The following is a 21,320-nucleotide window of genomic DNA, read 5'->3' on the forward strand; positions in this document are numbered from 1 at the left end:
CCGTCCCGAGGGTGCCGCCATGGACCGCTACGCGTCCGTCGACCTCCGCCGTCACGTGGACCTGGCCGTGGGCCCGGCCTACGACCGCGTCTTCCTCCGCCTGGACCTGCTGCTCGCGAGCCGCGAGGGCCGGTGCCCCTGCGCGGTGTGCTCCTCGCGGGTCGCCGCCGAGCGCGCCCGGCTGGTGGCGTCACTGCCGCCACTGTGAATCGGCCGCGGTGAACCGCGCGGTGTGACGAAGCGTGCACCGGGGGTGACCGGGGCCACTGCGCCGCCGACCGCGCGGGGTCGTGCTTGGTAAACTGAGCGCGTCACCGACGACGCGGAGGTTCCACCATGACCACCCCGACCGCCGACCCCACGCTCGAGTCCGCCCGTGAGCAGGCCCTCGACATGATCACGCAGGTCCAGGAGGCCGGTCTCCGTCTCGCGGGGGCCTTCGCCGAGAGCTGGACCTCGGTGCTGCGCGGCGTCCCGGGTCTCGTGCCCGGTGGTGCCGACGCACCCGCCGCCGCGACGGCCGCCACCGCCGGCCTGCCGCGCTCCGCGGCCGAGGCCGTCGACCGGTTCTACGACACCGGCGTGCAGGTGCTCGAGGCGCAGCGCTCCGCGGTCCACCACGTCCTCGGCGCCACCGCGCCGGCGCTGCTGCGCCCGCTGACGGTCGTCACGCCGCCCGCGGCCCGCCGCTGACCGTCGTGTCCGACCCGGGCCGGGCCTGGGACGACCACCGTCGTGCCCTGGGCGGGTTCATCCGGAGCCAGCGCAAGCTGGCCCGGCTCTCGCTGCGGCAGCTCTCGGCCCTGAGCAACATCTCCAACCCCTACCTGAGCCAGATCGAACGGGGACTCCACGAGCCCTCGGTCCGTGTGCTGCACGCGATCGCGGAAGCGCTCGACATCTCGGCCGAGAACCTGCTGCTGCAGGCCGGCCTGGTGCGCGAGCGTGCCGGGAGCCACCCGCCCGAGGCCGGCGAATCGTCCACCGAACGGGCGATCCGCGCCGATTCCCGTCTCTCCGACGGCCAGAAGGAGGCGCTGATCTCCGTGTACCGCAGTTACACCGCCGGTCCGCCCGACGGGAGGGACGCCCGATGAGCGCCCTCGCCCTCGAGCCGCCCCACGAGTCCCCGTCCGACCCCGACGAGCCGGAGCGCGACCTCGGCGCCGTCGGCGACGTCACCGTCTTCGGGCACCGCCTGCACGTCTGCCACCGCCCGGGTGCGCCCGGACGTCGACCGCTGGTGCTGCTCAACGGCATCGGCGCGAGCCTCGAGTTCCTCGACCCGCTGGTCGCCGCCCTCGACCCGGAGCGGCCCGTCGTGCGCTTCGACGTGCCCGGCATCGGGGGCTCCCCGGCGCCGTGGGCGCCGCTGCCCATGTGCGGCCTCGCGTTCCTGCTCTCCGGGCTGCTCGACGAGCTCGGCTACGCCCGCGCCGACGTGCTCGGGCTGTCGTGGGGCGGGGGCATCGCGCAGCAGTTCGCGCTCCAGCACCCGGACCGCACGGGCCGGCTCGCGCTGGTCAGCACCGGCATGGGCGCGGTGATGGTGCCGGCGCGGCTGAGCGTGCTGGCCAAGATGCTCACGCCGCGGCGCTACAACGACCGGAACTACCGCCACGACGCCGGCGCGGAGATCTACGTCGGGGAGTCGCAGGCCGCCGTCGACGAGGTCTTCTCGCGCGCCCGCTCCGTCGAGCCGCGGGGGTACCTCTACCAGCTGCTGGCGCTCATGAGCTGGACGAGCTTCCCGGTGCTGCCGTTCATCGCCGCGCCGACGCTCGTGCTCAACGGGCGCCTCGACCCGGTCATCCCCGTCGTCAACGCCCACATCATGGGCGCGCTGCTCCCGCAGAGCACCGTGCACCTGCACGAGGGCGGGCACGTCGGCATCCTCACCCGCCCGCACGACCTGGGCCCGGTGCTCGAGGACTTCCTGGACCGCTGAGCTCCCGGGCGGGTGGACGGCCGCTCGCCTAGGGTCCGTCGGGTGACCGGGGCGACGACGGACTGGCGGACCTGGGTGCCCGAGCGGCTCCCGTACCCCGAGGTGCCGGTGGGCGCCCTGCTCGACGGGGCGGCCCGCCGGTTCGGCGACCGCGTCGCGTTCTCCCACCACGACCGGACGCTGACCTACCGCGAGCTGTGGCGCACGGCCTGCGGGTTCGCCCACCACCTGCAGGCGCGCGGGGTGGAGCCCGGCGACGTCGTCGGCGTGCACCTGCCCAACACGCTGGCCTTCCCCGTCGCGTACCACGGGATCCTGCTGGCCGGGGCGACGTTCAGCCCGGTCAGCCCGCAGCTGCCGCCCGACGGCGTCGCGGCGCAGCTCGCCGACGCCCGCGCGGTGGCGGTGGTCGGGCTGCGCGATGGCGGCGCCGGCGTGCCGCTGATCCCCACCGACGGGGTCGGCCTGGGGTCGGAGGACGCCGACGCCCCGCCGGTGGTCGACCTGGACCCGACGGTCGCGCGCGCCCACCTCTCGTACACCGGCGGCACCACCGGCCTGCCGAAGGGCGTCGTGCTCACCCACGCCAACGTCGTGGCCAACGTGCTGCAGTACGCCTGCCACACCACCGGCTCGCATCCCGAGCACGGGGTCGGGGGCGACGTCACCGTCGAGCAGGTCGGGCCGCCCGAGGAGTGGCCGACCCGTCTCGGCGAGGGCGTCGGGATCGCCGTCGCCCCGTGGTTCCACGCGATGGGCACGGTCGGCGGCATGACGGTCCCGCTGGTGACGGGGACGACGGCGATCGTGCACGAGCGCTTCGACCCCGGCCGCTTCCTCGCCGACGTCGAGACCCACCGGGTGACGGCCGTGACCGGCGCCCCGCCGCTGTTCCACGCGCTGCTCGCGCACCCCGAGGCGGAGTCCCGCGACCTGACCTCGGTGCAGGGCATCAGCTCGGGCGCCGCGCCCATGCCGCTCGCGCTGGCCGAGCGGCTCGCCGAGCGGATGCCCGAGGCGGTCATCGTCGAGGGCTACGGCATGACCGAGGCGACGATGGGCCTGACCTTCGGCGCGACGGCCCGCTCGGCGCACCGGCGCATCGGCACGGTCGGGGTGCCGGTGCCCGACACCGAGGTCGTCGTCGGCGCGCCCGGCGCCCCGGTGCCGGCGGGCGAGCCCGGCGAGGTCTGGGCGCGCGGGCCGCAGGTGATGGTCGGCTACCTCGACCGGCCCGAGGACACCGCCGCGACGCTGGTCGACGGGTGGCTGCGCACCGGCGACATCGGCGTGCTCGGCGAGGACGGCCTGCTCGAGATCGTCGACCGGGCCAAGGACATGCTGCTCTACAAGGGCTACAACGTGTACCCGCGCCACCTCGAGGAGCTGCTCGCCACGCAGCCGGAGGTGGCCTCGGCCGCCGTCGTGGGCCGCGCCGACCCGGCGGTGGGCGAGGAGCCCGTGGCCGTCGTCGTACCGGCGCCCGGGGTCACGCTCGACCACGACGCCGCGGCGCGCCTCGTCGCCGCGGTGGACGAGCAGCTCGCGCCCTACCAGCGGCTGCGTGCGCTGCACGTCGCCGAGGCGCTGCCCGTGTCCGCGGCGGGCAAGGTGCTCAAGCGCGAACTGCGCGACCAGGTGCGCGACGCGGGGTCGCTCGACGCGCCCGTCTGGCGCCGCGACCAGGCCTGAGCCCCCCGCCGCGGCGCTAGGCTGGGCGGCATGGCCCGGATCCGCATCGTGCGCGCCGCCGACGGACGGCAGTGGATGGTGCGCCAGAAGATGGAGTGGACCGATCCGGCCACCGGCGAGGACTTCGAGCACGACATGCAGGGTGGCCGGCTCGCGGCCATCGGCATCGTCTCGATCATGGGTCTGCTCTGGGTCGCATTGCTGGCGTGGTGGTTCACGGGCAGCCAGGGCGTCGTCGTTCCCGTCTGGGTCTGGCTGATCCTGCTGCTCATCGCGGCGTTCTTCCCCGGGCGCTGGGTGCTGCGCCGCCCGCGCACGCTCGTGGCCGAGACGCCCGGCGGTTCCGACGGCTCGGCGCCCGAGCGGTGGGTCGGCTGGGTGCGCGGCACGAGCGCGGCGCGCGAGGAGATGTCGGCGACCATCCGCAGCCTCGAGACCCGCGCGACCCCCGCGTACGCCGACAGTCCGCTGCAGCCGGTGAGCTGAAGGGCCGGTGAGCTGACGTGCCCGAGCTGCCCGAGGTCGAGGCCCTCGCCGAGCACCTGCGCACGCACGCGCTGGCCCGGCCGGTGGCGCGCGTCGACCTCGCGAGCATGACGGCGCTCAAGACGTTCGACCCGCCGGTGTCGACGCTGGTCGGCCGGCTCGTCACCGGGGCGGCGCGGCACGGCAAGTTCCTCGACGTCGAGCTCGACGGGCTGCACCTCGTCGTGCACCTGTCGCGGGCGGGCTGGCTGCGCTGGCACGACCAGGCGTCGACCACGCCGCCGAAGCCGGGCAAGGGGCCGCTGGAGTTCCGCGTGCACCTCGAGACCGTCGGTGGGCCGGGCTTCGACCTCACCGAGGCCGGCACGCAGAAGCGCCTCGCCGTCTACCTCGTGACCGATCCGCAGCAGGTGCCGGGCATCGCGAAGCTCGGTCCGGACGCGCTCTCGCTCGGGCGGGCGGAGTTCGGCGAGCTGCTGGCGGGGCGCACCGAGCGGCTCAAGACGCTGATCGTCGACCAGCAGGTCCTCGCCGGCATCGGCAACGCCTACTCCGACGAGATCCTCCACGTCGCGAAGCTGTCGCCGTTCGCCGCGGCGGGCAAGCTCGACGCCGAGGCCGTCGACCGGCTGCACGCCGCGATGATCGGGGTGCTGAGCGAGGCCGTGGACCGCGCGGTGGGCCAGGACGCGGCCCGCCTCAAGGGCGAGAAGCGCTCCGGGATGCGGGTGCACGCGCGCACCGGGCTGCCGTGCCCGGTCTGCGGCGACACCGTCCGGGAGGTGTCCTACGCCGAACGGTCCTTCCAGTACTGCCCCACCTGCCAGACACAAGGGCGTGCACTGGCGGACCGCCGCCTGTCGCGTCTGGTCAAATAGGTGTCGTGCCCAGCTGGTTGACCGATCCGCGCCTGGTCGCCGCCGTCATCGTGGCGATCGCGCTGGTGGTCTCCGTCCTGGTGTACCGGCGGGTCAAGCGGCGCAACCAGTTCGCGTCGCCGCTGGAGCGCGCGACGTTCTCGACGCTGCACACCGTGTCGCTGGCCGCGCCCGCGCTGCGCGAGGGGCTGTCCGAGGGCTCGGCCCAGTTCGCCGTGCCGTACCTGCGGACGCTGCTCGACACCGAGGCGCTGTCGATGACGGGGGCCGACTGCGTGCCGCTGGCCTGGGACGGCGAGGCCGAGCACCACAGCCTGGACGTGCGCCAGTACGCCGAGAAGTGCATGCGCACCGGGCGCCAGCAGGTGGCCAGCCGCAAGGACATCGAGTGCGGGTCGCAGGACTGCCCGGTGCGCGGCATCGTCGTCGTGCCGCTGGAGGTCGACGGCAACGTCGCGGGCACGCTGGCCGCGGTCAGCGCGGACACCCCGGGCCCCGTGCTGCTGCGCGCGTCGGCTGAGGTCGCCCGCTACGTGTCCAGCCAGCTCGAGCTCGCCGACCTCGACGAGTCCCGCGCCCGGCTCAACCGCGCCGAGGTCCGGGCCCTGCGCGCGCAGATCTCGCCGCACTTCATCTACAACGCGCTCAACACGGTCGCCTCGTTCATCCGCACCGACCCGGAGCGGGCGCGCGAGCTGCTCATGGAGTTCGCCGACTTCACCCGCTACTCGTTCCGGCAGGCCGGCGAGTACACGACGCTCGCCGACGAGCTCAAGAACATCGACCGCTACCTGACCCTCGAGCACGCCCGCTTCGGCAACCGCCTGACGGTCAAGGTGCAGGTGGCGCCCGAGGTGCTCTCGGTGGTCCTGCCGTTCCTGGCGCTGCAGCCGCTGGTGGAGAACGCGGTGCGCCACGGCCTGTCGGGCAAGCCCGGCGGGGGCACGGTGACGCTCACGGCGGAGGACTCGGGCGCGGAGTGCACGATCACCGTCGAGGACGACGGCGTCGGCATGGACCCCCAGGCGCTCAAGGAGGAGAACCGCGACGCCCACCTCTCGGGCGCGCACGTCGGGCTCGGCAACGTCGACGACCGCATGCGCTCGGCGTTCGGCCCGGATTACGGGCTGGTCGTCGAGACCGAGCGCGGGGCGGGGACGAAGATCATCCTGCGCGTGCCGAAGTTCCGGGCGGGCGTGCGCGTGTGACGTGACCACCGGCGCGCCGGGCCCGTGCGTCGCGCTTAGGGTCGGGTGCATGCAGATGCGGTTCGGCTCGGCCCTGTCCTCGGTGCTGCCCGGCCCCCTCGCCGCGGCGACGGGCACGCGCACGGTCAGCGTGGTGCGGCTCCAGGGCGTGATCACGGCGGCGAGCGGGCCGGTGCCGCGCGCGGTCATCAACATCACCGCCGTCGAGGACGCCCTGCGCCGCGCGTTCACCGCCGACCGGGTCGAGGCCGTGGCGCTGGTGATCAACTCGCCGGGCGGGTCGGCCACCCAGTCGGCCCTGGTCGCCGACCGCATCCGCGGGCTCGCCCAGGAGCACGAGGTGCCGGTGCTGGCCTTCTGCGAGGACGTCGCCGCCTCGGGTGGCTACTGGCTCGCGTGCGCCGCCGACGAGATCTACGCGCACCCGACGTCGCTCGTGGGGTCGATCGGGGTGGTGTCGGGCGGCTTCGGGCTCACCGGGCTCATCGAGCGCTACGGCATCGAGCGCCGCCTGCACACCGCCGGCGAGAACAAGGCCCGTCTCGACCCGTTCCAGCCCGAGAAGGCCGAGGACGTCGAGTGGCTGCTCGGGATGCAGGGCGAGCTGCACGAGCTGTTCATCGAGTGGGTGCGCTCGCGGCGCGGTGACGCCCTGCGGGAGACCGCCGACCTCTTCACCGGCGAGGTGTGGACCGGTCGGCGCGCCCTCGAGCTGGGGCTGGTCGACGACCTCGGCACCGCCCGCGAGGTGCTGGCCCGCCGCTTCCCCGGCGCCGAGCCGACCACCGTCGAGCCGCGCCGGCCCCTGCTCGCGCGGCTGGGTCTGGGCGGGATCGTCGGTCCCGCCGCCCCGACGGCCGCCCTCGACCCGATCGGCACGGCGATGGAGTGGTTCGAGCACCGCTCGCTGTGGAGCCGCTTCGGGCTCTGACCCGGAACGCCCCGTGGTTGTCGGGGGTGCTCGCTAGACTCGAACACGTGTTCGAGGATGGTTGGCAGGTGGTGCCGGCGGGGGTGGAGGAGCTCCCCGCCGGCGCCGCGCTGGCCGCCGTGCTGGAGGGGCTGGATCCGGCGCGGGTGTCGCCGTTCGACACGGTGCGCCTGGTGGCCGCGCAGCGCCGCCAGCTCGCCCACCAGCAGGCCGTGTTCCACGCGTGTGCGCGGGAGGCGGCGCTGGCGGATCCGGGCGCGCCGGGTGGGCGCGCGGATCGTGATGTGCCGGCGGCGGGGGATGAGCTGCGGGCGGTGCTGGCGGCGTCGCGTACCGCGGTGGCCCGGTTGTTGGATGTCGCGGACGGCGCGGCCCGGTATCCGCGGTTGGGGGAGCGGTGGCGGGCCGGGGGGATCGACGAGGCGCGGGTGGCGATCCTGGTGCGCTGGACCAGCGCGCTGTCGTCCGAGCACGCCGGGCAGGTGATCGACCGGTTGGTGGACGAGGCGGCGGGGCTGACCCCGTCGCGGTTGATCGACCGGGTGCAGGCGCTGGCTAAGGCCCTGGACCCGGGGTGGGCGGAGAAGCTGTACCGGCAGGCGCGGCGGCAGCGGCGGGTGCGGGCGCGGTGCACGGAGGCGGGCACGGTGAACCTCTCGGCGCTGGACCTGCCGCTGGCTGCCGGGGTGCGTTCGGTGCGGCGGGTCAACGCGTTGGCGGCGCGGGTGCAGGCGGCGGGGCATCCGGGGTTGATCGACACCATCCGCGCCGACGTGATCTGCGCGCTGCTGCACCCCCGCAGCGCCGGCGCCACCGACGCCGAGATCGTGGCTGCGGTCCTCGCCGCCGCCCACCCCGACGACCCCCAACCCCGCCGCACCCCCGACCCCGCCCAGGCACCACCCGACGACCCGACCCCACCCGACGAGCCCACGCTCGACGACCCGGCCCCGGCCGACGACCCGGGCTCGGCCGATGATCCGGCGCCAGCCGAGGACCCGGCGGCGGCGGACGACCCGGCGCCGACGGATGACCCGGCGGCGGGGGTGGGGCGGCGGTCGACGCGGCAGTCGCGGTTCGAGCTGCGGGTCGGGCTGGGCACGCTGCTCGAGCTCGACGACCGCCCCGCCCGGCTGCCCGGCTGGGGTGTCATCACCGCCGGGCTCGCCCGCGAGCTCGCCGCCGCCTACAGCGACGCGGAGTGGCGGGTCGCGGTCACCGACCACAGCGGCGCCCTGGTCGCCGCCCTGCTCACCCGCCACCGCCCCACCCACACCACCGCCAGCCCACTCGAGCCGGCGATCCCGGGGGCGCCGCGCCCGGTGATCGAGCTCCACGTCACCGCAGCCCAGCTCGACCAGCTCCGCCCCACCGACCACCCCGCCTGGACACGGCTGCTCACCGACCTGCACCACCAACACCAGCTCTGGCGCACCGCCCGCACCGCTCGCACCAACGACGACGCCGACGACCACGGCTCGCGGGAGGCGTTGGCGCGGTTCCCGTCGGTGGCGTTGCGCCGCTGGATCACCATCCGCGACCGCTCGTGCGTGTTCCCGCCCTGCGGGGCCTCCGCGCTGGCCGCCGAGATCGACCACACCCGCCCCGTCATCGAGCACGGCCTCACCGTGCCCGGGAACCTCGGGCCCGCGTGCGGGCACGACCACGACCTCAAGGACCAGGGCTGGACCCTGCACCAACCCCGACCGGGCTGGTTCACCTGGACCAGCCCCACCGGGCACACCTACCCCCGCCCACCCCAAGCCATCACCGACGCCCTGCCCGACCCCCAACCACCGGCGGTCCCCTCCAGCACCGAACCCGACCGCTACGCCGACGACGGCCCCCTCTGGGACCGACCCCCGGCACCCCCGCCCCGACCACCACCCACACCCACCGACCAGGACCCCGACCCCCCGTTCTGATGGGGCTCGGCCTCCGCGCGGGAGATTCGGTCCCCACCATCGCCCGGTCGGACCTAGGCTCCCGGGGTCAGGACGTGCACGGGCGCGGGAGGTGGTGGACCGTGCCGGTCCCCGGCGTCCCGTGGGGCGGTCGCGACACCTCGGCGCTCAGCCATGAGCTGATCCACCGCTGGGTCCACGACGGCGCCGACCCCGCCGCGATCGACTCCGCCCGCGTGCGCCACGCCGCCCGCGGCGAGGAGCTGCGTGCCGCGGCACAGCGCCTCGAGCGGGCGCACGGCGAGCTGGGGACGGCGTGGCGGGGTCGCGACGCCGACGCGGCGAGCGCGCACGTGCGCACCCTGGTCGCCCGCATGAGCCGTCTCGGCGACGCGGTCACCGGGCAGGCCGGCAGCCTCCAGGGCGTGCGCGACGCGCTGGCCCGCGTCCAGGCCCTCGTCGGTGCGCCCCGTCCGCCGGCGCTGCCCGTCCTCGGTACCTCGCCGGCCACACCGGGTCTGGCGGGCGCGCTGACCGCTGGTGGGCCGGCCGACGGCTTCGGCACGTTCCACGCCGCCCAGGCCGAGGAGCGTGCCGCGCAGGGTGCCTACCGCGCCTACCTCGAGCACACCGGGCTGGCCGCGCGCGGCGCCCCGTCGGCCGTCGACGGCCTCGCCGGGCGGGCGACACCGGGCGGCGCGGGACCGCTGCCGGCCACGGCCCGCGGCGGCGTGCCCGCAGCGGCGACGCCCGGGAGCTTCGGGTCCGGTGCTCCGGCGCGGGGCGGGGTCCTCGCGCGGGCCGCAGCTTCCGCCGGCACCCCGACGCCCGCCCTCCGGCCCGGCGGACCGGGTCCCGCGGCGGGCGGCGTGGTGTCCGGCCGGTCGGCTCCCGGTGGCGGGCCCGCCGGCGTGGGTCCCGCGCCCGGCACGGGGGAGCGGGCGGGCCCGCTCGGGCGGTTCGTCTCGCGCCTGCTCGGCGGTGGCGCCGAGGTCCCGCCCGGTGGCGGGGGTCGCGGTCCCGGCGGGCCCGGGTCGGGCGGGCCCGGCGCGCCGATCGCACCCGGGACCGGTGGTGGTCCGGGTGGCCGCCCGGTGCCCGGCGGGGCGGGGGCTCCGGGCGCCGGCACGCCCGTGTCACCCGCGGGCCCGGTGGCCCCGACGGCCGCCGACCGCCTGACCGGCGGCGCGGTCACCGGGCGGCCCGTCAGCGAGGGACGCCGCGGCGAGCGCCGGGACCAGCCCGGTGGCCGACCCGGCGTCGGCGGCTCGACCGGGGCACCCGAGGGGCCGACCACCGGAGCGGCGCGCGGCGGCGAGGAACGGACGACCCCGGGCACCACGTCCGGGACCTCGAGCACCTCCCCGGGCCCCGGCAGCGGTAGCTGGGCCACCCCCGCCGGGACCACCCCCGGCCCCGCGACCCCGGGCCACACCCCCGGCGGCCACGGCAGCGACGTCCCCCTCCTGCCCCCCACCGGCGGCGCCGCGGGGGCCGCGCGCGCCGCCCGGTCCGGCGGGTCACCGGTGCGCCACCCCGAGTACCTCGTCGACGCCGACCCCTGGCGCGACCCCGCCGACGACCCCGACGAGCGCCGCCTGGTCACGCCCCCGGTGCTCGGGGAGCACGACGACCGGTGAGCATCGTGCTCGATCGCCACGAGCTGCTCTGGGTCCTCGAGCAGTGCGGCGCCGCCTGGCCCTACCCGCTGCGTCCGGTGCACTGGTCCGCCGAGACCGACGCCGAGGTCCAGCGCCACCGCACGGCCACCGAGCAGGCGCTGCGCCGCCGCGGGCTCCTCGAGCCCGCCCCGGCGCGGCTGCTGCTCGACGCCGGCACCGCGGTGGCGGGCTGGGGGCTCGCCGTCGACCTCGTCCGCCGCGACGCCGCTGACCCGATCGCGGTGGTGGCGCTGGGCGACGGGCGGGTGGGGGCCGTGCTGTCGTCGCCCGAGCACGCGGGCGCCCCGGTGCGGGTGGCGCCGTGCCCGCCCGACGGCCTCGCGGAGGCCGTGTTCGCCCTGGTCCCGCCGGTGCCGCCCGGGTCGGGGCCCGCGGTGCCCGTGCCGGCGGGCGGGCTCCCCGCCGACCTCCCCGCCACGCAGCGCGCGACCCGCGCCCGCGACGCCGGCGAGGACCTGCTCGCCACCGTCACGGCCGTCTCCCAGGTCGGCGTGGCCGAGCGCCGTGCCGGAGTCGAACCCCGCCGGGTGGCCGCGCCGCTCTGCTGGCTCGACGGCCCCCGCGGCCGTCACGTGCTGCGCCTGCCCCCCGGGCCAGCGCCGGGCGTCGCGCCCGCGCGTCCGCCACTGCTCGTTCCCGCAACCGGCGGACAACTGCTCGCCGAGGTCCGTACCGTGCTGTCCGACGCGGTCGCGCCGCGTCCGCCCGGAAGGAGCACCGCATGAGCGCACCCCAGCCGCCAGGGGGGGACGCCGCGGGCGCGGGTGGCGAGGCCGCGATGCGGCCCGAGGAGACGCGCGCCTTCGCGGGGCGGGTCGAGGGCCTCGAGCAGGGTGTGGCCGAGGCGCAGGCGGCGCTCGACCGGCTGGCGGCCGAGTCGCTGCCCGTGGGCTCCGGCGAGGACAACGCGGCCATCGCGGCCTGGTACCGCGAGCTCGTCAGCTCCGACACGGTGCCGGCCGCGCGCTCGCTGGCCGGCGAGCTCGAGGCCCTGAAGAGCGCCCTGCGCCAGAGCGCCGCGCTCTGGGAGCAGACCGACGCGGGCGGCGCGCGGTCCCTGGGTCAGGAGTCCGGGCCGGCCTGAGGGCCGCTCCGGTGGTCCGTGGAGGCCCGTGCCGTCATGCGGGCGGAGCAGTTCCCCGCCCCCGATCGGGTGGTCCGGGCCCGGAGTGCCCACCCCGACGTGCGCTCACGGCGGGGCACGGAAGGGTGACGAGCCGATCGGGTCCTATCGTGGACGTGCGAACCCCGGCTGGGCAGGATGGCGTGGCAGTGAACACGAGTGAGAACGACGGCCTCGTAGTACTCGCCGTCGACGACGAAGAACCGGCGCTCATGGAGCTCGCCTACCTGCTGGAACAGGACCAGCGGGTGGGCACCGTGCTGCGCGCCTCCGACTCGATCTCGGCGCTGCGGATCCTCACGGGCGGCGACCGCGTGGACCTGGGCGGCTTCGGCGGCGGTGGTACGCCACCGGCGGGTCTGCCGTCGCCCGCCAAGCAGTCCGACGTGGACGTGCTGTTCCTGGACATCCGCATGCCGGGTCTCGACGGCCTCGAGCTGGCCAACGTCCTGTCCCGCTACGTCATCCCGCCGTCCGTGGTCTTCGTGACCGCGCACGACGACCGGGCCGTCGAGGCCTTCGACGTGGGCGCGGTGGACTACCTGCTCAAGCCCCTGCGTCCCGAGCGGCTCTACGCCTCGCTGTCGCGGATCCTGTCCTCGCGCGGGACCACGGTGCCCGTCGAGCCCGCCACCGACGAGGAGGGCGACGACGAGGTGATCCCCGTCGAGCTCGCCGGCACCACCAAGCTGGTGCAGCGCTCGACGGTGCGCTGGGTGGAGGCGCAGGGCGACTACGCGCGCCTGCACACCACCGAGGGCAGCCACCTCGTGCGCATCCCGCTGTCGGTGCTCGAGGAGCGATGGTCCGACGCCGGGTTCGTCCGGATCCACCGGTCGTACCTCGTGGCGCTCCCGCTGATCACCGAGCTGCGCCTCGCGGGCTCGGGCTACGTGGTGCGGCTCGGCAGCGGGCCCGACGTCGCCGAGCTGCCCGTCAGCCGGCGGCACACCCGCGAGCTCAAGGACCGTCTCGTCCGCTCGACGAAGCAGGCCTGGGGACGACGGTGAGCTCCCCCGGCGGCCCGGCGCGGGCATCGGGCCCGCGGCCGGACACCGCCGGGACGGACGCCTCGGCGTCCACGGGCAGCTCCGCCACCACGCACGTCGACACCCTGCGTCCCGTCCCCGACCCGCCCGCCGACGCCGCGCCGTTCGGCGCCGGCGCGTGGGACGACGACGACGAGGACGACGACGGGCCCGACCCGGCCGACGGCGAGGACTTCTCCTGGTCCGCGTCACCGGACCCGGAGCCGGACACCGACGCCGAGACCGCCACCGACACGGGCACCCTCCGCCGGTCGCGGCCCTCGCGCTCGGGGCGCCCGGGCACCGGGGTGCCGACGCCCCCGAGCCCCATGAACGCGGCCACGGGCCCCACGCCCTCCACCGGCCCGGAGCCCGTCGCGGTGCCCGACCCGCCGCGCCGCCCGGTGCCGCCGACCTTCCCCTCGCCCGGCCAGCCGCCGCCCGGGGTCGCGCGCCGCCAGGGCCGCCACGCCCGGCCCGAGTCCCCGGGCACCTCGACCCACACCCCGCCCTCGGGCTACACGCCGCGCCACGCGGCCCCCGACGCCGAGACCGAGCAGTTCGCGGTGACGCCGTACACCGGTCCCGGGGGCGTCGGCCCGGCGCCCCTGACCCCGGCGCCGGCCGGCGTCGTCCCCACCTCGCACGCCGGCCACGCCGCCCACACCACCGACGCGGACAGCCCCGCGCTCTGGACCGGGCCCGGCGTGGTGATCCCGCCGTCCGTCGGCGCCGCGGGCGACCCCGCCGACGCCGCGGGGGGCGACCGGGTCCGCGTCGTCCTCGCCGAGCGCCGGGTGCCGACGCGCGCGGTGCGCACGGTCGCCGAGATCGAGCAGCAGACCGAGACCGGCGAGCTGCTGCTGCGCAACCTGCTGCGCTCGCAGCTCGCGCTCGGCGTGCGCCTGGGCCTGGTCGCGGTGTTCGTCTTCGGTGCCCTGCCCGTGATCTTCCTGGTGCTGCCGCGGGCGGGCACCCTCGAGGTCGCCGGGGTGACGCTGCCCTGGCTGGTGCTCGGACTCGCGCCCTACCCGTTCATGCTGGCGCTGGCCTGGCTGTACGTGCGCACGGCCGAGCGCAACGAGCTCGACTTCGCCGACAACGTCGAGGACTGAGGCGGTCGTGGACACCGCGGGGTACGTGGCCGTCGCCGCCATCGTGGTCGTCGCGGTCGTCACGATCGTCATCGGCTCGCTGGGCGTGCGGGTCGCGCGCACCACCGACGACTTCCTGGCCGCCTCGCGCACCGTCGGCACCCGCGCGAACGCCGCCGCGATCTCCGGGCAGTACCTGTCGGCGGCGTCGTTCCTGGGCGTCGCGGGCATCGTGCTCAAGGACGGCGTCGACGGGCTCTGGTACCCGGTCGGCTTCACCGCGGGCTACCTGGCGCTGCTGTTCTTCGTGGCCGCCCCGCTGCGGCGCTCCGGCGCGTACACGGTTCCCGACTTCGCCGAGGTCCGCCTCGACTCGACGCTCCTGCGCACCGTCACCACGTGGTTCGTCGTGATCATCGGCTGGCTCTACCTGCTGCCTCAGCTGCAGGCGGCCGGCCTCGCGCTCACGGTGCTGACGACCGCGCCGCCGTGGGTCGGCATCGTGGCCGTCGGGCTCGTCGTCACCGCCAGCGTGACCTTCGGCGGCATGCGCTCGATGACCTTCGTCCAGGCGTTCCAGTACTGGCTCAAGCTCACCGCGCTCGCCGTACCGGCCCTGGTGCTGGTCGCCGTGTTCGTGCTCGGCCCGTCGCGCTCGTCGGAGCCGCCGCCGCCCGTGTTCACCGATGCCACCAGCGTCGACGTGAGCACCCCGGTGACCCTGCAGGTCCCCGCGCCCGTCGAGATCGGGGTGCGCGGCGAGGTCGACGGCGCGACCGTCAACGGGCCGGTGTCCTGGGCGCCGGGCCTGCACCGGGTCGACGCCGGCACGACGCTCCGTTTCCCGGCCGGCGCGGCGGTGCCCGTGGTCAGCGACGCCGACCCGGACGCCGCGTCCTGGTCGGCCCCGCTGACCGGGGGCACCGAGGACGGGCACTCGCTGCTCGCGACGTACTCGCTGATCCTCGCGCTGCTGCTGGGCACCATGGGCCTGCCGCACGTGCTCGTGCGCTTCTACACCAACCCCGACGGCCGGGCCGCGCGCCGCACGACGGTGGTCGTGCTGGCGATGCTCGGCGGCTTCTACCTGCTGCCGGTGCTGCTCGGGGCCCTGTCGCGGCTGTACGTGCCGCAGTTGCTGGTCACCGGGCAGACCGACGCCGCGGTGCTCCTGCTGCCGACCGCGGCGCTGCCGGGCTGGTCGGGCATCGCGCTCGCGGCCCTCGTCGCCGCCGGGGCCTTCGCCGCGTTCCTGTCGACGTCCTCGGGTCTGCTGCTGTCGGTGGCCGGGGTGCTCTCGACCGACCTGCTGCCCCGCAAGCTGGGCGACTTCCGCATCGCCGCGCACGTCGGCGGCGTCGTGCCGATCGTCGGCGCCCTGGGGGCGAGCCGGCTCGACTTCTCGCTCACCGTCTCGCTGGCCTTCGCCGTCGCTGCCTCGACGTTCTGCCCGCTGCTCGTGCTCGGGATCTGGTGGAAGGGCCTCACCGACCGCGGGGCGACCATCGGCATGCTCGTCGGCGGCGGGGTCGCCGTGGCCGCGGTCGGCTCGACCCTCGCGGGCGTCGCGCCGGGTGGCTGGGTGGGGGTGCTGCTGGCCCGCCCCGCGCTGGTCACCGTCCCGCTGACGTTCCTCGTGATGGTCGTCGTCAGCCGGAACTCGCCGCACCGCGTGCCCGCCAACGTCGGCCGCACGCTGCTGCGGCTGCACGCGCCGGAGCGCCTGGGCCTCGGCGACGCCCGCCGCGGGGCGCGTCCCTCGGCCTGACGGGTACCCGTCCCGTACTGTTCCGGCCACACTGTGTGAGCAATCGATCGCGCAGGGTAAGAACGGACGAGTCGGACGTTCACCGCTGAATCGGTCGGGTCGAGTCTGGAGGGCTCGTCGAGTGATGCCCGGGTGGGTCGTCACACGAAGGGAGTAGTCGGTGTGATGTGGGGCGGATTAGGGTTCGGCGCGATCGTGACGACGACGGACAAACCCGCGGAGACCTCGTGAGTGCCACCGACGACAGGCCCGGAGGGTCGAGCCCGCTCTCGGCCTCCACGTCCGACACCCCGTCCGCGTACCAGGAGGTGCAGGGCTCGCCCGAGTTCGTGTCGTTGCGCCGTCGCTGGCGCGGCTTCATCTTCACGATGAGCGCCGTCTTCCTCGGCTGGTTCCTCGTCTACGTGCTGCTCTCCGACTTCGCCCACGGCGTGGTCGACACCCGCATCGGCGGCACCAACTTCACGGTCGGCCTGGTGCTGGGCCTGCTGCAGTTCGTCTCCACCTTCACCATCGCGACGATCTACGTCCGCTTCGCCAACAAGAACCTGGACGACGACGCCGAGGCGCTGCGCCAGCGTGTGGAGGACAAGCTGTGAGCACCCAGGTCGGCAGCCCGGCCCTCAACATCGGGATCTTCGCGCTCTTCGTCGTCGTGACCCTGCTGATCGTCTACCGGGTCAGCCGCGCCTCCAACACCGCGTCCGACTACTACGCCGCCGGCAGCTCGTTCACCGGGCCGCAGAACGGCATCGCGATCTCCGGCGACTACCTCTCGGCCGCGTCGTTCCTCGGCATCGCCGGCGCCATCGCCGTGTACGGCTACGACGGCTTCCTGTACTCGATCGGCTTCCTCGTCGCCTGGCTCACGGCCCTGCTGCTGGTCGCCGAGCTCCTGCGCAACGTCGGCCGCTTCACCATGGGCGACGTCCTGAGCTTCCGGATGCGCCAGCGCCCGATCCGCGCCGCCGCCGCGGTGTCGACGCTGCTGGTGTCGTTCTTCTACCTGCTGGCCCAGATGGCGGGTGCCGGCGGACTGATCTCGCTGCTGCTCGGGGTCAAGAACGTCCCGGGCACACCGTTCGACGGTCAGTCGCTGGTCATCGCGGTGGTCGGCATCCTCATGGTCGTCTACGTGCTCTACGGCGGCATGCGCGGCACGACCTGGGTGCAGATCATCAAGGCGACGCTGCTGGTCATCGGCGCCTCGGTCATGACCGTCTGGGTGCTGGGCCTCTACGGGTTCAACCTGTCGGGCCTGCTGGGCGACGCGGTGGCCAACACGGGCAAGCCGCTGCTCGACGCCGGCAACCAGTACGGCAAGACGCTGACCACCAAGCTCGACTTCCTGTCGCTGGCCCTCGCGCTCGTGCTGGGCACCGCCGGCCTGCCGCACATCCTCATGCGCTTCTACACGGTGCCCACGGCCAAGGAGGCCCGTCGCTCGGTGCAGTGGGCGATCTGGATCATCGGTATCTTCTACCTCTTCACCCTGGTCATCGGGTACGGCGCGGCCGCCCTGCTGCCCGCGGGCACGGTGACCACCGAGCGCGGCAACGTCAACGACGCCGCCCCGCTGCTGGCCTACCAGATCGGCGGGACGCTGCTGCTCGCGATCATCGCGGCCGTCGCCTTCGCGACGATCCTCGCGGTGGTCGCCGGGCTCACCATCACGGCGGCCGCCTCGTTCGCGCACGACATCTACGCGAACGTGATCAAGGAGGGGAACCCCGAGCCGGGCACGGAGGTCAAGGTCGCCCGTCGCACCGCGCTCGTCGTCGGCGTGGTGGCCATCTTGGGCGGCATCCTCGCCAACGGCCAGAACGTCGCGTTCCTCGTGGCGCTGGCGTTCGCGGTGGCCGCCTCGGCGAACCTGCCGACGCTGCTCTACTCGCTGTTCTGGAAGAAGTTCAACACCACCGGGGCGCTGTGGAGCATCTACGGCGGGCTCGCGGTCTGCATCCTGCTGATCGTCTTCTCGCCGGTCGTCTCCAGCACGAAGACCTCGATCTTCGGAGAGGGCGTCGACTTCGCGCTGTTCCCGCTGCAGAACCCGGGGCTCGTGTCGATCCCCGTGTCGTTCCTGCTCGGCATCGTCGGCACGTTCGTCGGCTCACGCGAGCCGGTGAACGAGGCGAAGTTCTCCGAGATGGAGGTCCGGTCGATGACCGGTGCGGGCGCGTCCCGCACGGGGGCCGACCACTAGCTGGTCGCGCCGGGGGCAGGCCTGCGTGATGGGATGGCGGCGTGAGCCATCCCGGTCTGCCCTCGGTCGGCCCCGGCGCGATCCCGCCCGGGGCCACGCTGCTCGACGTGCGTGAGGACGACGAGTGGGTCGCGGGCCACGCGCCCGACGCCGTGCACCTGCCGATGTCGCAGTTCACCGCCCGCCTCGACGAGGTCCCGCCGGGCCCGCTGGCCGTCGTCTGCAAGGTCGGCGGGCGGTCCGCGCAGGTCACGGCGTACCTCCTCCAGCGCGGCCACGAGGCGGTCAACGTCAGCGGCGGCATGCTCGCCTGGGAGGCCGAGGGCCGGCCGCTGACCGCCAACGGCCCCGGGCCGGCGCGGGTGGTCTGAGCCGTGAGGACGTGTCCGTGACCTGCCCGCGCTGCGGGCGGCCCCAGCCACCGCCGGACTCGCCGGGCGCGCCGCGTGCCGGCGCGACCCGGTACTGCGTGCACTGCGGTCGCGTCCTCGCCGGGGTCCGGTGGGTGGCGCTGCCGCCCGACGCGATGCGCCCCCGCGAGCCCCGCCGGCCGCGGCGCCCCTACGCCGGGCCCCCGCGCTACCGCGCCACCCCGCGCTGGAGCCTGCGCACCTGGATGCCCGCGCCCGAGCCGGGCGACGACGGCCCGCTCGCGCTGCCCCCGGCGCGCGAGCCCGAGGACGCCCTGCGCCGCACCGCCGGGCTGCTCGTGCGCCTCGCGACCGTCACCGCGGCGCTCGCCGGGGTCGCCGCGCTGGCCGAGTTCTGGCGCTACGGCCTGCTCGTCGCCAGCCGCAGCGCCGCGCTGTCGTCGGGTCCGCTGGCGTTCTCCGACGCGCTGGTGACGCTCGTCGGGCTGCTCGCGCCGGTGATGGCGCTCGCGACCGGCGCGCAGTTCCTGCTCTGGCTGCACCGGGCGCGCGGGCTCGCGGCGACGATCTCGGGGACGCGTCCCGCGCGGCGGACCTGGGCGGTGGTGCTCGGCAGCGTCCTGCCCGGCCCGAACCTCACCGTGCCCGGGGCGGCGCTGGCCGAGGTCGAGCACGCCGCGTCGGGGGAGCCGGCCGCGGCGCGCCCGCGCCCGTCGACGCCGGTGCGGCGCTGGTGGATCGCCTGGGACGCCAGCGTGGTGCTGGGCGTCCTCGCCGTGCTGCGCGGGCTGGGCGAGAGCACCCAGGCGCTCGCCGACGCCGTGCTGCTGCACGCGGTCGCGGACGTCGCCGCCGCCGTCGCCGCGGTGGCGACCGTGCTCGTCGTCGCGCACCTCACCGAGCTGCTCGCCCCCGAGCTGCGCCCGGCGGGGCGCGAGGCGGTGGTGGGGGTGTCGGGACCCGCGTCGGCCCCCGATGCGTCAGCCGAGGACGGCGTTGCCGCCGGCGGCGGGGGGAGCGGTGGGGTCGTTGCCGAGGTCGGGTGACATCTCGCGGACCACGAAGTCCTCGACGTGGAAGAGGTTGTCGCCGGCCCGGCGCACGATGGCCAGCAGCGTGCTCATCGAGGCGACCTCCTCGACCTGCTCCTTGAGGTACCACTGCATGAACTGCTCGCCGATGTAGTCGCCCTCGTCGCGGGCGGTGCGGGCCAGCGTCTCGATCTGGTCGGTGACCGTGCGCTCCTGCGCGAGCACCAGCGCGACGACGTCCTCGAGCGACGCGAACTCGGTGCGCACGTCGTCGATGCCGGGGATGGTCACCGGGATGTCGTTGTCGAGCAGGAACTGCACGATGCCCATCGCGTGGTTGCGCTCCTCGAGCGCCTGCGCGTAGAAGTGCCCGGCCAGCCGCGGGAGGTCCTGGTCGTCGCAGTACACGGCCACCGCGGTGTACTGCTGCGAGGCGGTGAACTCGTTGCGGATCTGGGCCCGCAGCAGGTCGTGGAAGGTCGACGTCGCGGCGGTCATGCCTGCGAGTGTAGGGGCGGTCCGGCGCCGGTCAGGTGCGCGCCGACCGTCGTCCGTGCCGGCTGCGGGGCGCGGGCGGGGCGTCGCCGGGGGGCGCCACGGGGATCGCGCCCGTCCAGCCGAACTGCTCGGTGTGGACGCGCCCGGCGGGCACGCCGAGCTGCTCGAGGGCGGCGAGCGACCCGGTGAGCACCGAGGGCGACCCGCAGACGAAGTAGTCGAGCGCAGCGCGGGACGCGGGGTCGTGCGGGAGCACCTCGGCCAGCAGGGCGGCGTCGATCCGGCGGCCCTCGGTGCGGGTGACGCGCAGGTCCAGGCGCCGGCCCAGCGCGGTGAGCTCGTCGGCGAACAGCGGCTCGTGGCCGCGCTCGGCGACGACGAGGCGGTGCGTGCGGTCGTCGCCGCGGTCGGCGAGCGTGCGCAGCATGCTCATCATCGGGGTGATGCCGACGCCGCCGGCGAGCAGCACGAGGCCCGGGGAGTCGTGCGCGATCTCGGCGGTGAACGAGCCGTGCGGGCCGTCGAGCCACACCTTGCTGCCGGTGCGCAGGGTGGAGAGCAGGCCCGAGAAGTCGCCCTGGTCGCGGACGGTCAGCTCGAGGCGCCCGGTGACCCGGGCGCTCGAGGCGATCGTGAACGGGTGCTCCTCGGCGCCGACGACCCCGCGGCGCAGCCGCAGCCACACGAACTGGCCGGGCGCGAAGCGCAGGCCGCCGCGGCGCAGGTGCACCGGGGCGAGCACGAGCGTGCTCACCGTGGGGCTCTCGCGACGCACGCCGTAGACGACGTAGGCGCCCTGGCGGGAGAACAGCGGGCGCCACACCCACCGGTGCGCGAGCACCCCGAGCAGCACGAGCACCAGCGCCGAGAGCACCCAGCGCATCAGCGGGTCGGTCACGAGGTTGCCGAGCCAGAACACGTGCAGGCCGGCGAGGACCAGCGCGGCGCCGGCGAGCAGCACGTGGAGGCGGGCCCAGATCTCGTAGCGCGCGCCGGGGCGGCGGCCGCGTGCGGCGACGAGGCCCACGAGCAGCAGGCCGGCCGCGGACGACCAGCCGGCCTGGGCGGCGGCCGGGGACTGGAAGGGGTTGAACAGGCGCGGGTGGTTGACGATCGCGACCGTCAGGTGGAGCCCGACGAGCACGACCGCGAGGATGCCCAGCCAGCGGTGCAGGCCGAGGATCCGCTCGACGCCGAACGACCGCGTCAGCGTGCGCACCCGCGAGGGCACGACGACCACGACGACGAGCAGGCACGCGGCCAGCAGGCCGAGCCCGACCGAGAGCATTCCGAGCACCGAGTCCCCGCCGCGCGAGGCGAGCAGGGCCACCGGGACCACCACGAGGGCCGTGAGGGCGCCCACCCACAGGGCGCGAGTCCACCGTTGCTGCACGGGCACGGACGGTAGGCAGTCGCGATCACCGGCCCGGCGCGTCTGAGAGCGTGGCCGTCCGTGGCGCGACGACGGGCGC

General features: G+C 75.5%; 22 protein-coding genes. 20 read left to right on the forward strand and 2 right to left on the reverse strand.

The annotated features are described in order from the left end of the window. Positions 1-19 precede the first annotated feature (19 nt). The 20 genes from ACQPX6_RS01095 to ACQPX6_RS01190 all read left to right on the forward strand — a co-directional run bounded on the left by ACQPX6_RS01095 (position 20) and on the right by ACQPX6_RS01190 (position 19,365). Complete coding sequence (locus ACQPX6_RS01095; protein WP_433784852.1) at positions 20-208, forward strand: hypothetical protein; 189 nt, start codon at positions 20-22, stop codon at positions 206-208. A gap of 128 nt (positions 209-336) precedes the next feature. After that, positions 337-693 (forward strand): hypothetical protein, encoded by a 357-nt coding sequence (locus tag ACQPX6_RS01100; RefSeq protein ID WP_433784853.1) that lies wholly within the window; start codon positions 337-339, stop codon positions 691-693. Between the two features lie 5 nt (positions 694-698). Then, complete coding sequence (locus ACQPX6_RS01105; RefSeq protein ID WP_433784854.1) at positions 699-1,097, forward strand: helix-turn-helix domain-containing protein; 399 nt, start codon at positions 699-701, stop codon at positions 1,095-1,097. Further along, on the forward strand, positions 1,094-1,948 hold the full coding sequence (locus ACQPX6_RS01110; RefSeq protein ID WP_433784856.1) for an alpha/beta fold hydrolase: 855 nt from the start codon (positions 1,094-1,096) through the stop codon (positions 1,946-1,948). Before ACQPX6_RS01105 ends, ACQPX6_RS01110 begins: the two co-directional genes overlap by 4 nt. 42 nt (positions 1,949-1,990) lie before the next feature. Next, a complete protein-coding gene (locus ACQPX6_RS01115; protein WP_433784857.1) occupies positions 1,991-3,640 on the forward strand; it encodes a class I adenylate-forming enzyme family protein in 1,650 nt (549 codons plus the stop codon). 30 nt (positions 3,641-3,670) lie between these two features. Continuing rightward, entirely contained in the window at positions 3,671-4,126 is a 456-nt protein-coding gene (locus ACQPX6_RS01120; protein WP_433784858.1) for a hypothetical protein, read from the forward strand. Between the two features lie 17 nt (positions 4,127-4,143). Next, the gene (locus tag ACQPX6_RS01125; protein WP_433784859.1) at positions 4,144-5,004 is read left to right on the forward strand and encodes an Fpg/Nei family DNA glycosylase; all 861 of its coding nucleotides are present in this window, start codon (positions 4,144-4,146) and stop codon (positions 5,002-5,004) included. A 5-nt stretch (positions 5,005-5,009) separates the two neighbouring features. Further along, complete coding sequence (locus ACQPX6_RS01130) at positions 5,010-6,212, forward strand: sensor histidine kinase (protein ID WP_433784860.1); 1,203 nt, start codon at positions 5,010-5,012, stop codon at positions 6,210-6,212. Positions 6,213-6,267: 55 nt separating this feature from the next. Next, positions 6,268-7,143, forward strand: a complete 876-nt coding sequence (locus tag ACQPX6_RS01135; protein ID WP_433788160.1) for a S49 family peptidase — start codon at positions 6,268-6,270, stop codon at positions 7,141-7,143. 47 nt (positions 7,144-7,190) lie between these two features. Further along, positions 7,191-9,068: a hypothetical protein gene (locus tag ACQPX6_RS01140; RefSeq protein WP_433784862.1), complete on the forward strand. Its 1,878-nt coding sequence runs from the start codon at positions 7,191-7,193 to the stop codon at positions 9,066-9,068. A gap of 101 nt (positions 9,069-9,169) precedes the next feature. Next, complete coding sequence (locus ACQPX6_RS01145) at positions 9,170-10,687, forward strand: hypothetical protein (protein ID WP_433784863.1); 1,518 nt, start codon at positions 9,170-9,172, stop codon at positions 10,685-10,687. Further along, a complete protein-coding gene (locus ACQPX6_RS01150; RefSeq protein WP_433784865.1) occupies positions 10,684-11,454 on the forward strand; it encodes an ESX secretion-associated protein EspG in 771 nt (256 codons plus the stop codon). The genes ACQPX6_RS01145 and ACQPX6_RS01150 overlap by 4 nt, the downstream gene beginning before the upstream one ends. After that, positions 11,451-11,813 carry a hypothetical protein gene (locus ACQPX6_RS01155; protein ID WP_433784866.1) on the forward strand — a complete coding sequence of 121 codons (363 nt, stop codon included), beginning with the start codon at positions 11,451-11,453 and terminating at the stop codon, positions 11,811-11,813. The genes ACQPX6_RS01150 and ACQPX6_RS01155 overlap by 4 nt, the downstream gene beginning before the upstream one ends. Before the next feature lie 188 nt (positions 11,814-12,001). Continuing rightward, positions 12,002-12,862 carry a LytR/AlgR family response regulator transcription factor gene (locus tag ACQPX6_RS01160; RefSeq protein ID WP_433784867.1) on the forward strand — a complete coding sequence of 287 codons (861 nt, stop codon included), beginning with the start codon at positions 12,002-12,004 and terminating at the stop codon, positions 12,860-12,862. Beyond that, the gene (locus ACQPX6_RS01165; RefSeq protein ID WP_433784868.1) at positions 12,859-13,995 is read left to right on the forward strand and encodes a hypothetical protein; all 1,137 of its coding nucleotides are present in this window, start codon (positions 12,859-12,861) and stop codon (positions 13,993-13,995) included. The genes ACQPX6_RS01160 and ACQPX6_RS01165 overlap by 4 nt, the downstream gene beginning before the upstream one ends. 7 nt (positions 13,996-14,002) lie before the next feature. Next, the gene (locus ACQPX6_RS01170) at positions 14,003-15,742 is read left to right on the forward strand and encodes a cation acetate symporter (RefSeq protein WP_433784869.1); all 1,740 of its coding nucleotides are present in this window, start codon (positions 14,003-14,005) and stop codon (positions 15,740-15,742) included. Positions 15,743-15,969: 227 nt separating this feature from the next. Further along, positions 15,970-16,341 carry a DUF485 domain-containing protein gene (locus tag ACQPX6_RS01175; RefSeq protein WP_433784871.1) on the forward strand — a complete coding sequence of 124 codons (372 nt, stop codon included), beginning with the start codon at positions 15,970-15,972 and terminating at the stop codon, positions 16,339-16,341. After that, positions 16,338-17,948, forward strand: coding sequence for a solute symporter family protein (locus ACQPX6_RS01180; RefSeq protein ID WP_433784872.1), 1,611 nt, complete (start codon positions 16,338-16,340; stop codon positions 17,946-17,948). The genes ACQPX6_RS01175 and ACQPX6_RS01180 overlap by 4 nt, the downstream gene beginning before the upstream one ends. Positions 17,949-17,989: 41 nt before the next feature. Continuing rightward, positions 17,990-18,319, forward strand: coding sequence for a rhodanese-like domain-containing protein (locus ACQPX6_RS01185; protein WP_433784873.1), 330 nt, complete (start codon positions 17,990-17,992; stop codon positions 18,317-18,319). Between the two features lie 17 nt (positions 18,320-18,336). Beyond that, on the forward strand, positions 18,337-19,365 hold the full coding sequence (locus ACQPX6_RS01190) for a DUF4328 domain-containing protein (protein ID WP_433784874.1): 1,029 nt from the start codon (positions 18,337-18,339) through the stop codon (positions 19,363-19,365). Here the strand turns inward: ACQPX6_RS01190 and ACQPX6_RS01195 are convergent. Next, positions 19,300-19,848 (reverse strand): ferritin, encoded by a 549-nt coding sequence (locus ACQPX6_RS01195; protein WP_433784876.1) that lies wholly within the window; start codon positions 19,846-19,848, stop codon positions 19,300-19,302. The genes ACQPX6_RS01190 and ACQPX6_RS01195 overlap by 66 nt on opposite strands. A gap of 31 nt (positions 19,849-19,879) precedes the next feature. Continuing rightward, a complete protein-coding gene (locus tag ACQPX6_RS01200; protein WP_433784877.1) occupies positions 19,880-21,241 on the reverse strand; it encodes a ferric reductase-like transmembrane domain-containing protein in 1,362 nt (453 codons plus the stop codon). Positions 21,242-21,320: the final 79 nt, after the last annotated feature.

Origin of the sequence: Actinomycetospora sp. CA-101289, from assembly GCF_050955895.1 — a bacterium.
Lineage (GTDB): Bacteria > Actinomycetota > Actinomycetes > Mycobacteriales > Pseudonocardiaceae > Actinomycetospora.